Annotated in this window: 11 protein-coding genes and 1 pseudogene; 5 read left to right on the forward strand and 7 right to left on the reverse strand. The window is 72.5% G+C overall.

What is annotated here, in order from left to right; genetic code table 11:
* Window positions 1-39 precede the first annotated feature (39 nt).
* Together ACZ31C_RS20070 and ACZ31C_RS20075 are read right to left on the reverse strand one after the other, a co-directional pair.
* Window positions 40-768 carry a hypothetical protein gene (locus ACZ31C_RS20070; protein ID WP_465796596.1) on the reverse strand — a complete coding sequence of 243 codons (729 nt, stop codon included), beginning with the start codon at window positions 766-768 and terminating at the stop codon, window positions 40-42.
* 47 nt (window positions 769-815) lie between these two features.
* Window positions 816-1745: an SDR family NAD(P)-dependent oxidoreductase gene (locus ACZ31C_RS20075; protein WP_465796597.1), complete on the reverse strand. Its 930-nt coding sequence runs from the start codon at window positions 1743-1745 to the stop codon at window positions 816-818.
* A 216-nt stretch (window positions 1746-1961) separates the two neighbouring features.
* Here ACZ31C_RS20075 and ACZ31C_RS20080 point away from each other — a divergent pair, with 216 nt between their 5' ends.
* Window positions 1962-2579: a TetR family transcriptional regulator gene (locus ACZ31C_RS20080; protein WP_465796598.1), complete on the forward strand. Its 618-nt coding sequence runs from the start codon at window positions 1962-1964 to the stop codon at window positions 2577-2579.
* A gap of 38 nt (window positions 2580-2617) precedes the next feature.
* Here ACZ31C_RS20080 and ACZ31C_RS20085 read toward each other — a convergent pair whose 3' ends face one another.
* Window positions 2618-3520 carry a L,D-transpeptidase gene (locus ACZ31C_RS20085; RefSeq protein WP_465796599.1) on the reverse strand — a complete coding sequence of 301 codons (903 nt, stop codon included), beginning with the start codon at window positions 3518-3520 and terminating at the stop codon, window positions 2618-2620.
* A 347-nt stretch (window positions 3521-3867) separates the two neighbouring features.
* Window positions 3868-5316, reverse strand: a complete 1449-nt coding sequence (locus ACZ31C_RS20090) for an alpha-amylase (protein WP_465796600.1) — start codon at window positions 5314-5316, stop codon at window positions 3868-3870.
* Window positions 5317-5583: 267 nt separating this feature from the next.
* On the opposite strand from ACZ31C_RS20090, the gene ACZ31C_RS20095 reads away from it, so the two are divergent.
* The 4 genes and pseudogenes from ACZ31C_RS20095 to ACZ31C_RS20110 form a co-directional block, all read left to right on the forward strand.
* The gene (locus ACZ31C_RS20095) at window positions 5584-7401 is read left to right on the forward strand and encodes a hypothetical protein (protein WP_465796601.1); all 1818 of its coding nucleotides are present in this window, start codon (window positions 5584-5586) and stop codon (window positions 7399-7401) included.
* Complete coding sequence (locus tag ACZ31C_RS20100; protein WP_350698391.1) at window positions 7398-8864, forward strand: NADH-ubiquinone oxidoreductase-F iron-sulfur binding region domain-containing protein; 1467 nt, start codon at window positions 7398-7400, stop codon at window positions 8862-8864. Before ACZ31C_RS20095 ends, ACZ31C_RS20100 begins: the two co-directional genes overlap by 4 nt.
* A 160-nt stretch (window positions 8865-9024) precedes the next feature.
* Window positions 9025-9630 (forward strand): redoxin domain-containing protein, encoded by a 606-nt coding sequence (locus ACZ31C_RS20105; RefSeq protein ID WP_465796602.1) that lies wholly within the window; start codon window positions 9025-9027, stop codon window positions 9628-9630.
* A pseudogene (locus ACZ31C_RS20110) lies at window positions 9630-10454 on the forward strand (cytochrome c biogenesis CcdA family protein); the annotation flags it as partial. The gene ACZ31C_RS20105 and the pseudogene ACZ31C_RS20110, both read left to right, overlap by 1 nt.
* Before the next feature lie 280 nt (window positions 10455-10734).
* Here the strand turns inward: ACZ31C_RS20110 and serS are convergent.
* The 3 genes from serS to ACZ31C_RS20125 all read right to left on the reverse strand — a co-directional run bounded on the left by serS (window position 10735) and on the right by ACZ31C_RS20125 (window position 14556).
* Window positions 10735-12015 carry a serine--tRNA ligase gene (gene serS / locus ACZ31C_RS20115; RefSeq protein ID WP_465796603.1) on the reverse strand — a complete coding sequence of 427 codons (1281 nt, stop codon included), beginning with the start codon at window positions 12013-12015 and terminating at the stop codon, window positions 10735-10737.
* Window positions 12016-12061: 46 nt separating this feature from the next.
* On the reverse strand, window positions 12062-13213 hold the full coding sequence (locus tag ACZ31C_RS20120) for a DNA polymerase III subunit beta family protein (protein ID WP_465796604.1): 1152 nt from the start codon (window positions 13211-13213) through the stop codon (window positions 12062-12064).
* Between the two features lie 170 nt (window positions 13214-13383).
* Complete coding sequence (locus ACZ31C_RS20125) at window positions 13384-14556, reverse strand: saccharopine dehydrogenase family protein (protein WP_465796605.1); 1173 nt, start codon at window positions 14554-14556, stop codon at window positions 13384-13386.
* Window positions 14557-14564: the final 8 nt, after the last annotated feature.

The raw sequence follows: 14564 nt of genomic DNA on the forward strand, positions 1-14564 counted from the left end.
GGTTCGACCTCCGGTCGACGTGGCGTCTGGCTGGTGCGTCTACATGGTTGATCGAATCAAATCGATCTGACTCCAGAGCAGTGCTCCGGCCACGCTGGCCACCACGGACGCCGCGACGAACGTCGGCCAGGACCTTGTGGCCCTGCGGTGAGCAAGGAGAACGGTGACGCTTACCGTGGCGAGCGCGACGCTCGCCCCGGCAGCGACGAGGTTGCCCAGGAAGAAGGGGTCGTCCAGGACGTGCCATGCCTGGAAGGTGGCCACGAGGTGCAGCCCCTGGCCGGCGAGCAGGCCCACCGCCGCCCCGGCGGCGAGCGAGGCTCGCAGTCGTGTCCCACGCCGGACGGTCGAACCCAGCCAGCCGAGTGTCACCCCGGCGGCGACGGAGGCGACGAGCCAGAGCGCGGAGTGGCGGCCCACCGAGGCCAGGCCGGACATGGCGGCCGAACTGCCGTCCGCCGACTGCCCGGAGTGCCAGCGCCGCCCGTGCACCAGGATGAGCCCGTAGTGCGCGACGGTGGCGACGAGCAGCAGCGTGGTGGCGTTGCGGGCGGCGCTCCAAGGGGTGTGCGACGCGTACCCGGCCAGCAGGGCTGCCGTGCCCCAGACGAAGCCGGTGCTGGTCAGCGTGAGGATGACGAGTCCCACCACGCCCGGCACTTCGTCGCCGACGAAGGCGAACAGACCGAGGACCCCGCCGCCCACGAGTACCGGCCCCCAGAGCCGGGCCTGTCGGGTGACGGTCGGCACCGCAGCCGATGGGGTCATCCGGTCTCCTCACTGACTCGCCGACGTGGTGACCGGAGGGCGGCCGATCACAGGTCCGGGATCTCGCCGCCGCTGGTGCCGCTGAGCATGCCACCGTCGACCACGACGCTCGTACCGGTCAGGAAGCTCATCTCGGCCGAGGCGAGGTTGAGCGCGGCGGCGGCCATCTCCTCCGGCTTGGCCATCCGGCGTAGGCCGTCGACGTTGACGCGGCCCCATTCGGCCTTTCCGGCCGCCCACTGCTCGTCGGTGATGCCCGGCGGCCGTTGCGCCTCCACCAGCGCGGTCTCGGTGGTGCCGGGGGCGAGCGACACGACCCGGATGCCGTACTGGCCGAGCTCGATGGCGGCGGTACGGACGATCCCGGTGACCGCGCTCTTGCTCGACGAGTACGCGGACAGGCCGTACCGGGTGGTGAACTCGTTGGCGGAGCCGGTGACCAGGATGACGCCGCCCTTGGCCTTCATGTGCCGGATCTGGTACTTGATGGAGAGGAAGACGCCCCGGGTGTTGGTCTCCGCGTGCGCGTCCCAGCCGGCCACGCTCGTCTGCTCCAGGGGGGTCCACGGTTCCTGGATGCCGGCGTTGTTGAACGCCACGTCCAGGCCGCCGTAGCGCTGCGCGATCCGGTCCACGAAGGTCTTCACCTCGGCCGGCTGTCGGACGTCGGCCCGCAGGTAGGTCGCCTCACCGCCGGCCGCCCGGATCTTCCGTTGCACCTCGCGTCCCAGGTGCTCGCGTCGGCCGCAGAAGCCGACCTTGGCACCTTCGGCGGCGAAGGCGAGGGCGGCGGCCCGGCCGATGCCGGAGGTGGCGCCGGTGATGAGGACGACCTTCCCCGCGTACCGGCGCTGGCGGGCCGGAGTGGCGGCGGCGCCGGAGGGGGCCGCGCTGCCGGCCAGGACGCCGGTGGCGGCGACGGCTGCGGCCGTGCCGGTGAGCAGGGTACGTCGGTCGACGGATCGGTGGTCGGGCATGGCTGGACTCCTTGTCGGGGTGCCGGGTCGTCCTGGCGCGGGGTCTCGTCGACGGGCCCGGTGCGGACGACGGCGTGGAGTGCGATCGCAGGAGGCCCTGCCGCCGGTGAGCGCCGGGCACGGTAATCTCCCGCTGAACGGTTTTGCGAGTCGCCGCTCGTGTTCGTTGACCACGATACGAGTCATCGCTCGTATTTTTCAAGGGAGGGCTCGACAGTGGAGGCGACGGAGGATCGGCCACGGCGTCGACAGGCGCGCGGCGAGCGGCGGATCGCCGACATCCTCGACGCGGCCGCATCCGTCTTCGGGGAGTCGGGCTACGAGAAGGCGACAACCAACGCCATCGCCACCGCGGCCGGCATCTCACCCGGCTCGCTGTACCAGTTCTTCCCGAACAAGGAGGCGATCGCGCAGGCGCTGGCCGACCGGTTCGTCAGCCGGATGCGCGAGGCGCACCAGGGCGCGTTCGACGGTGCCGAGTTCGCCACGATGGACCTCGACGGCCTGCTCGACCGGGTGGTCGACCCGATCCTGGCCTTCAACCTCGACAACCCGGGATTCAAGGCGCTGTTCGCCCGGCCCGACATGCCGGCCGGACTCACCCAGGCGGCGGCGCCGATCCAGGCCGCCCTGCTGGGCAGGGTCGAGGCCGTTCTCGCCGCCCGCGTGCCCGACCTGGCGGCGCAGGATCGCATCCGGGCGGCGCGCACGCTGGTACAGGTCTTCAAGGGGATGCTGCCGATCGTCGTCGCCGCGCCCGAGGGCGAACGGGAGATCGAGGTACGCGAGCTGAAGAAGGTGCTTCGCGGCTACCTGGTCCCGATCGTCGGCTGAGCCGGGTGCGGCGGCCCTGCCGTGTGGTCGGCGTCTGCTCAGGCGGTGGCCGGTGCGGCGGGTAGTTCGTCGACGACCACCACGGGGCTGCCCTCGGGCACCTCCTTGAGCAGCAGGCGCTGCCCGCCGGGGGTGAGCCGGATGCAGCCGTTGGTGGTCTGCCGACCCAGTTCGCCGTCGTGGTACCAGGTGTGGATGCCGATGTGGGCGCCGCGCAGCCCGGCCGGCACCGAGTCCGGGTCGTCGGGGACCGAGCCGAGGGCGTAGATGTCCACCCCGCCGTAGACGCTCTCCGGCGGTGGGGTGCGGCCCAGGACGAAGGTGCGGCCCAGTGGTGTCTCCTGGCCGCGCTGGCCCAGGCTGACCTGCCAGGTGCGGCGGGCGACCCCGTCGCGGTACCAGGTGAGGCGGTACGGCACCCGTTCCACCACGATCTGGTCCCGCAGTGCGACGGTTCGGAAGCCACCGGGCGGCAGCCAGGCCAGCTTGCGGTTGGCCGACGGCAACAGGACGGCGGTCCAGCCCTGCTCGCGTCGGGCGATCGGCACGGTGAGCGGCACCTCGCTGATGGTGGGCATCAGGAAGGCGACCGGTCGCCCGCCCGGCCCGTCGTACGCGGCCAGTCGTCGGGTCGGCCGCAGCCCCTCGGTCAACGGGGTGGTGTCCAGGGTGTCCGGATCGTCGGGGAAGCCGGTCGGCGCCGGGTCGTAGTCGATCTCGGGCAGGTCGTCCGGTGCCGGTGCGGCGGACGCGACGATCTCGTCGAGCGGTGGCGGCGTCGTACTCGGCATCTCCGCCCGGTCGCTCGGCGGTGCGATCGGTGCCGGCTCCGGCGACGGTGTCAGTGCCCAGCCCGCGTACGTCGACCCGCCCAGCAACGCGGCGACCCCGACCGCCGCGACGACTCCCCGTCGCCCTCTGCCCCAATCCCCAATCCGCACAACTAACCCTAACAACCCAACAACCCCAAAAACCCCATTTCCCCACGCCCACCCACCCCACCCCCGCTCTTAGACCGCGTTGATCAAGAAGTTCGCGTCACGCCGGAGCTGGAATCCGGACGCAAACCTCTTGATCACCCCGTAGCGGCGGGCGCGGTGCGCCGCTGTGTGCGGCTGGCCGGGAGTGCCGGTGATCAAGGAGTTTGCGTCGAGATCGGGCGGGATCTTGGCGCAAACTCCTTGATCAACACGGCGGGGCGGGGCGGGGCGGGCGGGGTCGGGTGGGGCGGGTGAGGCGGGTGGGCTGGGGGAGGGACGGGGGAGGGACGGGGGGCGGGAGTGGGGGGTTAGGGGAGGCGGGCGTTTGTGTGGAGGGCTATGGCGTCGTGGGCGGGGACGGTGGCGGCGAACCAGCCGTTGGTGTCGACGGTGATGACCGGACCGCTGCAGGTGCCGTTGGCGAAGGTGCCGTGGATGACGTCGCAGTAGCGGCCGGCGGGCAGGCCGGTCTGGTACGAGCGGCCGGTGATCGGGAAGTCCTCGTCGTTGATGGTGACGAAGCCCCGACCGGTGCGGCTGAAGGCGATGTGCTGGTAGCCGTTGTCGTACCAGTTGCTGACCCCGGTGCCCTCGGTGGCGTTGCGGAAGCCGACCATGTTGGCGATCACCGGCCAGCGGTGCTCGCACTCCCAGCCGGAGTAGCAGGTGGTGTTCAGCGTCCTGTTGTTGCCGTCCGAGGGCGGGCCGGCGTCGCGGTTGGTGATGGTGTAGCTGGACATCACCGTCGCCGAACCGTACGGCCAGGCCAGCATGAAGGCGTTGGCCAGCGCGTACGTGCCGCGGTCGCGATAGGTGAGCACCCCGCCGTCGTCGCGCTGGGTGTCGTGGTTGTCGACGAAGACCGACGCCACCGAGCTGGGCAGGTGCCCCCAGCCCGCACCGAAGTTGCGCAGGTAGGCGAGCCGTTCGGAGCGGAAGACCCGGGCCAGGTCCTTGCCGTAGCGGAACTCGTGCACGTCACCGTTGCCGGTGTACTCCTCGGGCCGGATCGGTTCGCCGGGACCGTAGATGACCTCCTGCACCACGTACGCGGGGCGGTTCAGGCGGCGCAGGATGTCGGCGATGTCGGCGGCGGGCATGTGCTTGCTGGCGTCCAGCCGGAAGCCGTCCACGCCCAGTGACAGCAGGTCGTTGAGGTACCCGGCCAGCCGGGACCGGACGTACTCGGAGCCGGTCTTGAGGTCGGCGAGGTTGACCAGCTCGCAGTTCTGCACCTCGTACCGGTCCAGGTAGTTGACGATGTCGTTGTTGCCGTTGCGGCCGCAGTAGTGGAAGTCCTGCGCCTGGTAGATGCCGGGGTAGACGTGGTGCTGGTAGGACGAGCCGGCCCAGCCGGTGCCGCCGTTGGTCTGGCCGGACATGTGGTTGACGACGGCGTCGACGATCACCTTGACGCCGGCCGCCTGGCAGGTGGCCACCATGGACCGGAACTGCTCGCGGGTGCCCTTGCGGGACTCGATCCGGTAGCTGACCGGCTGGTAGGCGACCCACCACTGGTTGCCGCGTACGTGTTCCTGCGGGGGTGAGACCTGGACGTAGCCGTAGCCCTTGGGGCCGAGTGTGCTCGTGCACTCGGCGGCCACCGAGGGCCAGTTCCACTCGAAGAGGTTGGCGATGACCTTCTTGCCGCCGGTCGGGGCGGCGGCGGCCGGGGGTGTGGCCACGGTGCCGGGTGCGAGGAGGCTGGCGATCACGGCGAGAGCGATGATCGCCGGGCGGAGTCGACGTCGACGCATCGGGTGCTCCTGGGGGTGCCGGAGGACGGGGGCTGCGGTGCGGTTGACCGGATCTTGCAACTAGGGCTGAAAATTTCGGCAAGGTTACAAGCGCATTTCATCGCCTGTCAATGCATGGACGTCCGTGACTGTCCCCGACAGGGTGGCGGAGCCGTTACACGCGCCGGGCGGGGAGACGGTTCGACAACTCGTCGAGAAATTTTCGGCTGGAGCTAATCCGACTGAACGCTACGGACGTACTGGTGGGGGGAACAGGGTCGGCCGGCGGTGCGCCGCCGCGAGACGATCGAGGAGCTAATGGCCCGGGCTACGCAGAACGAGAAGGCGCCTGCCGTCCGTACCAGCACCAGCACCAGAGGCATCCGGGTACGGTCCCGCGGCCAGATCCTGGCGCTGTCCGCGTCCGGGATCGCGGCGCTGTGGGCGCTGATGATGCTCACCAACGTCGGCCAGCGGGCGTACGCCATGGGCTTCTTCTTCACCGAGTTCTTCGCCGGTGTGATCGCCCTGGTCGCGTTGAGTCTGACCGTGATGATGGGGCTGCTCGCCACCGACCGGCTGGTGCTGCTGATCCGGCACCGGGTGCTGTTGCAGTCGGCGCACCGGGCCACCGGCATCCTCGGCGTCGCCGGCCTGGTCTTCCACGTCATCACGAAGATCGCCAGCGGTCGGGCCGGGGTGACCGACATGGCGGTGCCGTTCGTCGGGGGCCGGGGGCTCTACGTCGGTCTGGGCACCATCGCCGCGCTGCTCATGGTGGGTGTGCTCTGGACCGGCATCATCCGGGCCCGGTTCGCCGACGTCGGTCCCAAGTGGCTGTGGCGCGGCCTGCATTCGATGGCGTACCTGTCCTGGCCCTTCGGCATCTTCCACGGCCTCGGCGCCGGGCGCGCGCCGGCCACCTGGGTCACCCTCAGCTACTGGCTCTGCGTGGTGCTGGTGGTGGTGGCGCTGCTGGTCCGCCTCTCGGTCAGCCTCCAGCGCCGCAGTCGCGAGCAGCACCAGGCCGCCGCGCTCAACGAGGCGATGACCGGCAGCAAGTCCACCGAGGAGACCCGGGGCAAGGGCCTGCTCGGCACCCTCACCGGCCGGCGCGCCGAGGGCGAGGACGGCCGCGAGAAGCGGGTCCGCCGCGACATGAGCTGGGCCGAGAGCACCTCCGGCACCTGGGCCAGCCCGACGATCCGGCGCAACGACCCGGAGCGCTTCACCGTGCCGGTGGTCCCCGAGCCGGGCAGCCTGCGCGAGCCGGTACGTCCCGGCCGGGACCGCCTCGACGAGGACCTGGAGCCGGTGGTGCGGCGGCCCTCGCGTCGCGAGGAGGAGGAGTTCGAGCGGGCCATCCGCCGGGAGACCGAGCTGATGGAACCGGTGTCCCGACGGCGTGACGAGGAACCGGTCGGCCGGCGTACCGTCCGCCGCGACGACGAGCTGGAGTCCACCGGGCGGCGCGCGTACCGCCGGGACGAGGAGGAGCTGGAGCCGGTGGGCCGCCGGGTCCGCGAGGACGAGGAGCCGGTCCGGCGCCGTGCCTCCCGCCGCGAGGAGGAACGCGAGTCGGTGGGCCGACGCTCCGCGCGCCGCCGCGAGGAGGAGTCGGAGTACGAGCGCGAGCCGGGTGGCCGACGCCGCCGCGACGACGAGGAGACCGCCCGGTACCGCCGCTCCCGGGTGGACGACGACGCCGGTACCCGCTACTCGTCCCCGCCCCGCCGCCGCGCCGACGAGCCGGAGGAGCCGTGGGACAGCCCACGTCGCTGGGAGTCGAACACCCCGATCTCGGCCGGTCCGATCTCCGGTGCGCCCATCTCGGGTTCGCCGATCTCCGGTACGCCCATCTCCGCCGAGCCGCGCAGCGGAGGCGGGCGGCACAGCGTGGAGGACGACGTGCCGGAGGCGGAGAACGACTACTGGCGGCCTCCGGCCCGGTACGCGGCGGAGGACGACGTGGACGACGACACCCCGACCCTGGTCGACCTCGCCTCCCGGCGCGCCCGCCGGGCGTCGGACAGCCGGCGCCGCCGGGCCGACCCGGAGAAGGTGGACGGCGCCTACTGGGCCGGGCTGCGAGGGGAGGCCAAGTGACGGAGCGTGCCGTAGTCCCGCCGGTGGCCTGTGTCGGTGAGCCCCGGCTCACCGCCGGGTTCGCCGAGTTCGGCCGGCTCGACCTGCAGGCCCACGAGATGGTGCACGGCCCGATCAGCCCGATGGAGCCGTCCAACCTGCTGCGTCTCGCGGAGGGCATCCAGCTCAAGGGCAAGGGCGGCGCCGGGTTCCCGTTCGCCAGGAAGCTGCGGGCGGTGCTGGAGTCCTGCGAACGCCAGGACCTGCCGCCGGTGGTGGTGGTCAACGCCACCGAGGGGGAGCCGGCGAGCTGGAAGGACAAGGTGATCCTCACCCGGGCCCCGCACCTGATCCTGGACGGCGCGGCGCTGGCCGCCTTCGCGTTGGACGCCGAGGAGATCGTGCTCTGCGTGGCCGACGACCTGGTCGGCCGGGACTCCCTGATGGAGGCGCTGGACGAGCGGCGGATGCCGGTGCCGACCAGCGTGGTGACGGTGCCGCACCGGTTCATCAGCGGGGAGGGCGGCGCGCTGGTCAACGGGATCAACGGGCTGCCGCACATCCCGCCCGGCACCAAGAAGCGCTCCAGCGACTCCGGCGTCAGCAACCTGCCCACCCTGCTCTCCAACGCCGAGACGTACTCGCAGCTCGCGGTGGCCGCCCGCCTCGGCCCGTACGAGTACGCGGCGCTCGGCACCGACGACGAGCCGGGCACCGTGCTGCTCAGCGTGACCGGCGCGGCCAAGCGGCACGCGGTGGTGGAGTGCGCGGCGGGCACCCCGCTGCGGGAGATCCTCGAACTCTGTGAGGTGCCCGACGGGCCGGGCATCCTGATGGGCGGCTACCACGGCAAGTGGATCACCAGGGAGGCGGCGGAGAAGGCCGAGGTCTCCCGCAAGGGACTCGCCGCGGTCGGCGGCACCCTCGGTGCCGGCATCATCGTGCCGCTCGCGAACGACACCTGCCCGCTCGGCGAGGCCGCTCAGGTGGTGCGCTACCTGGCCGGCGAGTCGGCCGGGCAGTGCGGGCCGTGCAAGCGCGGCCTGCCCGACCTGGCCCGCGCGGTCGACCTGGCGGTCTCCGGCAGCGCGCCGGTGGAGGTGGTCCGGGCCGCCGCCGGCGACGTCAAGGGGCGCGGCGCGTGCAGCCACCCCGACGGTACGTCCCGCTTCGCGCTGTCGGCGATGGAGGTCTTCGCCGACGACCTCAAGAAGCACACCACCGGTGAGGGCTGCGGCCGGCGGGTCAAGGGCATGATGGGCCTGCCCGGCGCCCCCGACCCGGATCCGCAGAAGCTGGTCCTGGACTGGTCCCGGTGCGACGGCCACGGCCTCTGCGCCCACGTGGTGCCGGACTTCATCCGGCTCGACCAGAACGGCTACCCCGCCTTCCCGCCCACCCCGGTGCCGACCTGGCTGCGGGAGGGCGCGTCGAAGGCGGTCAAGGTCTGCCCCGAGCTGGCGCTGCGGTTGACCAAGGCCTGAGCGTGCCGCGACCGAAGCCGGCACCGCGCAGGCGTGCCGCGACCGAAGCGGGAGTGTGTACGCGTGCGGTGACCGAAGCGGGAGTGCGTGCGTGTGCCATGACCGAAGCGGGACCGGGCGGGCGGCCGGTGGCCGTACCAGCGAACCGAAGGAGACACCGATGAGGCCGGTCCGACAGGCGCGACGTGCCATCGGTGCGGTCGCCGTCCTGCTCGCCGCCGCGCTTGCGGCCGGCGGCTGCGGTGCCGCGGGCTCGGTCGAGGAGGCCGCGGCCGTACCGGAGTCCGCCGCCGCGCCCGCACCCGCCTCGGCGTCCGCGGAGCCCGCCGGACCGACGCCCGGTCCCACCACCCCGGTGCCGGTGCCCGACACTCTGAAGTTCACCGGGCAGACCCTGGCCGGTACGGACTTCGACGCCGCCGCCCTGGCCGGTCGTCCGGTGGTGCTCTGGTTCTGGGCGCCCTGGTGCGCCACCTGCGCCAGCCAGGCGTGGACCATCGCCGAGATCGAACCCGGCTTCCGGGACACCGTGCCGATCGTCGGCGTCGCCGGGCTCGGCGAACGCAAGGCGATGACCGACTTCGTCACCGAGTTCGAACTCGGCCCGATGCCGCAGATCGACGACCGGCAGGGCACGCTCTGGAAGCGGTTCGGGGTCGTCGAGCAGAGCACCTTCGTGATCATCGATCGGGAGGGCAAGGTCGCGCACAAGGGGTGGCTGGACGGGGAGGACCTCACCCGGCGGGTCACCGCCCTGGCCGCCTGATGGAGGCGCCGCTCCTGCTCGCGCTGACCGCGGGCATGCTCGGCGCGGTCAACCCGTGCGGCTTCGCGATGCTGCCGGCGTACCTGTCGCTGCTGGTCGCCGGGGCCACCGACACCCGGGGCGCCGTCGGCCGGGCACTCACCGCCGCCGCCGCGCTCACCTGCGGGTACGTGCTGGTGTTCGGTGCCTTCGGCCTGGCACTGGCCCCGTTCGCCGGGTGGCTGCGTCCCCGGCTGCCGTGGTTCACCGTCGGGCTGGGACTGCTGCTCCTGCTGCTCGGCTGCTGGCTGCTCGCCGGACGACGGCTGCCCAGCCTGCGCCCGCTGACCCGGGCCCCCCGGCTGACCCGCAGTTGGCCGTCGATGGTGCTGTTCGGCATGGCGTACGCGACCGCCTCGCTGGGCTGCGCCATCGCGCCGTTCCTGGCGATCGTGGTGACCAGCCTCCAGGCCGGGTCGACCGGACGCGGGCTGGCGCTGTTCGGGGCGTACGCCCTGGGGATGGGGTTGGTGGTCGCGGTGGCCGCGCTCGGCGTGGCGCTGCTGCGCGGCGAGGTGGTGGCCCGGCTGCGGGGCGCCGGCGCATGGGCACCCCGGGTCAGTGGCCTGGTGCTGCTGCTCGCCGGCGGTTACGTCGCCTGGTACGGCTGGTACGAGGCGCGGCTGGCCGCCGGTCGTCGCGAGGCGCTCGCCGATCCGGTGGTGAGCGCCGTCGCCGGTGTCCAGCGTTCGCTGGCGGCGGCTCTGGACAGCGCGGGTCCGGCGGTGCTCGTCGCGGTTGTCGGCGTGCTGCTGCTCGCCGGCTTGCTGCGAAGGAAGGGCCCCTTATTAACGCCTGCGGTAGAGCAGGGGTCCCCTGCTAACACCGCACCCCGCCGCGAGCCGTCGGACGCGAGCGCACGAAGCGGCACTGCACCGAGCGGCACTGCACCGAGCGGCACTGCACCGAGCGGCACTGCACCGAGCGGCACTGCACCGAGCGGCACCGCACCACCGGTCGATGCCGCACCGGTCGATACCGCACGGATCGGCAGCGCGCCGGTCGGCGTACCGGGCAGCGGGTCGGAGCGTCGAGGGCCGCACGCGGCGACCCCCGACGAACCGGTCAGCGCGGGATGAGTCGGTCGGTGCCGATCCGGTCGCGGAGCACCTCCGGCACCAGCACCGAACCGTCGGCCTGCTGGAACTGCTCCAGGATCGCCGGCAGCAGCCGGCTGGTCGCCAGCGCCGAGCCGTTCAGCGTGTGTACGAACCGGGTCTGCTTGCCGCCCGGCTCGCGGTAGCGGATCGCCGCCCGTCGGGCCTGGTAGTCACCGCCCCAGGAGACCGACGAGACCTCCTTGTACTTGCCGGTGCTGGGCATCCACACCTCGATGTCCAGCGTCTTGCGCATCGAGGCGCTGGAGTCGCCGGCCGCCAGCAGGCTGCGCTGGTAGTGCAGGCCCAACCCCTCGACCAGGCTCTCCGCGTGGGCGACCATCTGTTCCAGCGCGGCGTCGGCCTGTTCGGGCAGGGTGAACTGGAAGATCTCCACCTTGTTGAACTGGTGGCCCCGCACGGTGCCGCGCTCGTCGGAGTGCGAGCCCGCCGCCTCGCGGCGGTAGCAGGGGGTGTACGCGAACACCCGCAGCGGCAGCTTCGCGGTCTCCAGGATCTCGTCCTGGTATGCGCCGAGGATCGCCGTCTCCGCCGTCGGCAGCAGGAACTGCCCACGCGGGGCGGACTGCTTGTCCAGGTGGTAGACGTCGTCGTAGAACTTCGGGAACTGGCCGGCGGCGAAGCCGGCGGTGTCCAGCAGCAGGTGCGGCGGGAGCAGGAACTCGTACCCGGCCTCGATGTTGCTCTCGATCAGCCAGTTGACCAGCGCCCACTCCAGGCGGGCACCCAGGCCGGTGTACATCCAGAAGCCCGACCCGCCCAGCTTGACGCCGCGCTCGTGGTCGACCAGGCCCAGCGCCCGGCTCAACTCGACGTGGTCACGGACCTTCTCGATCGCCGGAGGCGCGCCGAAGGTCTTCACCACCCGGTTGGCCTCCTTGCCGCCGGGGACCACGTCGTCGGCGGGCAGGTTGGGCAGCTCGCTCATCGCGGTACGCAGCCGTGCCTGCACCTCGTCGAGTTCGCTCTCCAACTCGGCGATCTGCTTGCGGCCGACCTCGGAGGTCGCCTCCGGCTCGACACCGGCCCGCTTCGCCTGCGCGTACGCCCGGGCCTCGGCCTTGCGACGCTGGCGTTCCCCGTCGATCTCACTGATCAACCGGCGACGCTCCCGGTCGAGCTGCTGGATGTCGTCCAGCGCCCGGTCGACCTCGGCGGCCTCCAGCCGCTTCGCCAGCGCGGTCGCCACCGCGTCGCGATCCTTCCGGATCAACTCCATGTCGAGCATGCTGCTCCGTACGCCTCCGTCCGGAAGTCGGGTGGACTACCAGATGCTACCGCCGCGCCCGGATCGCCCCGACTCCCGCACCCGGCGGACCGATCCTGCCCAGCGGCGCGTTCGGGCAGAGACGGATCGGCATCAGGATGGAGAAGGCGCCCTCGTCGTCCGGGCGGCGGATCGCCAGCGGGGTGACCGGGCTGTCGAGTTCGAGCACCAGCCGGCCGCTCCCGGCCGCGTCCAGCGCGTCGAGCAGGTACGCGCCGTTCACCCCGACCCGCAGGTCGTCGGCGTGGTGCAGATCGTCGGGGCCGAGCAGGCGCAGCCCGTCGCCCGTCCCCAACCCGAGTACGGTCACCGGCAGCGGAGCACCGGCGTACTCGCGGGTCAGCGTGGGACCGCCCGCCCGCAGCGCGCCAGCCAGCCACTCGGCGTCCACCGAGATGCGGCGGGGCGACCCGTGCTCGCCCGCGCGGGGCAGCAGCACGTGGTAGTCGGGGAAGTCGTCCGGCAGCGCCGTGGCGTGCAGCTCCCGCCCGGCCACGTCGGCGTGCAGCCGGGACGTGGTCAGCGTCAGCCGTACCTCGTGCGCGTCGCCGTCCGGGTCGGTCACCAGTCGGCTCAACCTGTCCACCGCCGCCAGCGGCAGCAGCGTACGCACCGCCGGGCCGTCCACCGTCGCGTCGGCGGTCGCCACCGCCAGCCGGTGCCGGTCGGTGGCCACCAGCCGTACGCCGGTGTCGGTCACGTCGAACAGGACACCGGTGAGCGCCGGCAGTTCCGGGTCGGTCCCGACGGCGAAGCGGACCGCGTCCACGGCGGCGGCGAGTCCCGCCCGGTCCAGGGTGAGCCGGGTGGCGGCGCTCGACTCCTCGACCGGCAGCAGTGCCCGGATCCGGGACACCTCGCGGCGCGCGTCGGCCAGCCCGTCGGCCAACCGGCGGAGTTGGGTGTCGAGCAGCCGGTGCACGACGGCCGGTTCGGCGCGTACCGCCTGGGCGATCTCGGCCACCGGCAGGCCGACCCGGCGCAGCCCGGCGACGAGCCGGGCCGAGGCGACCTGGTCGTCGGTGTAGCGGCGGTACCCGGTCACCGGGTCCACCAGGGCCGGCACCAGGACCCCGGCGGCGTCGTAGAACCGCAGGGCACTCACGGTCAGCCCGCTGTCCCGGGCCACCTCGCCGATGCTGCGTAGGTCACGCTCCACCCCGCAGATCCTGCCGCCTCGACCAAGTCGAGGGTCAACCGGGCGCCGGGCGCCGGGCGCCGAGTGCCGGGTGGATGTTAGGAGGGGTCCCTTCCTATACACGAGGCGTTAGAAAGGGTCCCTTCCTTTCACCAAAGACCGTTCACCCAGCACCGTTCAGCCGGAACCGTTCAGGCGAGGACGCGGAAGGTGAGGCCGGCGGTGGTGAGGCGGGTCAGGAGTGCGTCGCCCATGGCGGTCACCGGCGTGACCTGGCCGGATGTGGCAGGCAGGTCGTCGAGGGCCAGGCAGAGGGCGGACTCGGCGAGCATCTTGGCGGTCTCGTCGTAGCCGGGGTCGCCGCCGGCCACCTCGGTGATCACCCGCTGACCGCCGCCGGTGCCCACGAAACGGACCCGGAACCACGACGTGGCCCGCTGCTCGGCGCTCGGGCCCTGGCCGGAGGAGAGTCGGCCGAGGAGCCAGCGCCGGGCCGGGGGCAGCCGGGTGAGTCCGGCCAGCGCGCCCAGGCCGGCACCCGCCACCAGCACGGTGGGCAGGCGTTTGACCGCCGCGAAGTGCCGGTAGCGGAAGTCCGGCCCGTACTCGGGGCGGGCGGCGGCCGAGCGGCGCACCACCTGCGGGTCGATGGTCGGCAGCGGCACCGCCCAGACCGGCAGGTCGCGCGACCGGGCCAGCTTGCCCGGTACGGCCCGGACCCGCCGGTCGGTGGGTCGCGGTTCGGCCGCGCGCCGTTCGCGGGCCACCCGGGACGTCTCGGCCCGCCGGGAGAAGGCGGTCAGCGCGGAGTGGTACGTGCCGCCGGAGAACCGGCCGCCGGCTCGTACGTAACCGTCGACGGTGATCGGTACGTCGGCCGGGAGGTGCTTGACGGTGAACCAGACGCCCAGGTCGTGCGGGATCGAGTCGAAGCCGCAGGCGTGCACCAGCCGGGCCCCGGTGCGGGTCGCCTCGGCGTGGTGCCGCAGGTACATCTGGTCGACGAACTCGGGTTCGCCGGTGATGTCGAGGTAGTCGGTGCCGGCTGCCGCACACGCCGCGACCAGCGGTTCCCCGTGGTGCACGTACGGGCCGACGGTGCTGGCCACCACCCGGGCCCGCTCGGCGACCTTCCGCAGCGACGCCGGGTCGGTGACGTCGGCGGTGAGCAGCGGCAGGTCCGCCAGGGTCGGCGCGATCGCGGCCAGCCGGTCCCGGACCGCAGCCAGTTTGTCGGGGTTGCGCCCGGCGATCGCCCAGCGCAGTCCGGCCGGCGCGTGCCGGGCCAGGTACTGCGCGGTCAGCTCACCGGTGAACCCGGTCGCCCCGAACAGCACGACGTCGTACGTTCGCTCCGCAGCCATCCCGCGAT

The sequence above is a fragment of the Micromonospora sp. NPDC023869 genome, from assembly GCF_055559695.1.

Bases quoted from the DNA above. Each gene is read 5' to 3' on its own strand.
- ACZ31C_RS20105 (WP_465796602.1), top strand. From the start codon at position 9,025: ATGAGGCCGGTCCGACAGGCGCGACGTGCCATCGGTGCGGTCGCCGTC.
- serS (WP_465796603.1), bottom strand. From the start codon at position 12,015: ATGCTCGACATGGAGTTGATCCGGAAGGATCGCGACGCGGTGGCGACC.
- ACZ31C_RS20070 (WP_465796596.1), bottom strand. From the start codon at position 768: ATGACCCCATCGGCTGCGGTGCCGACCGTCACCCGACAGGCCCGGCTC.
- ACZ31C_RS20075 (WP_465796597.1), bottom strand. From the start codon at position 1,745: ATGCCCGACCACCGATCCGTCGACCGACGTACCCTGCTCACCGGCACG.
- ACZ31C_RS20090 (WP_465796600.1), bottom strand. From the start codon at position 5,316: ATGCGTCGACGTCGACTCCGCCCGGCGATCATCGCTCTCGCCGTGATC.
- ACZ31C_RS20125 (WP_465796605.1), bottom strand. From the start codon at position 14,556: ATGGCTGCGGAGCGAACGTACGACGTCGTGCTGTTCGGGGCGACCGGG.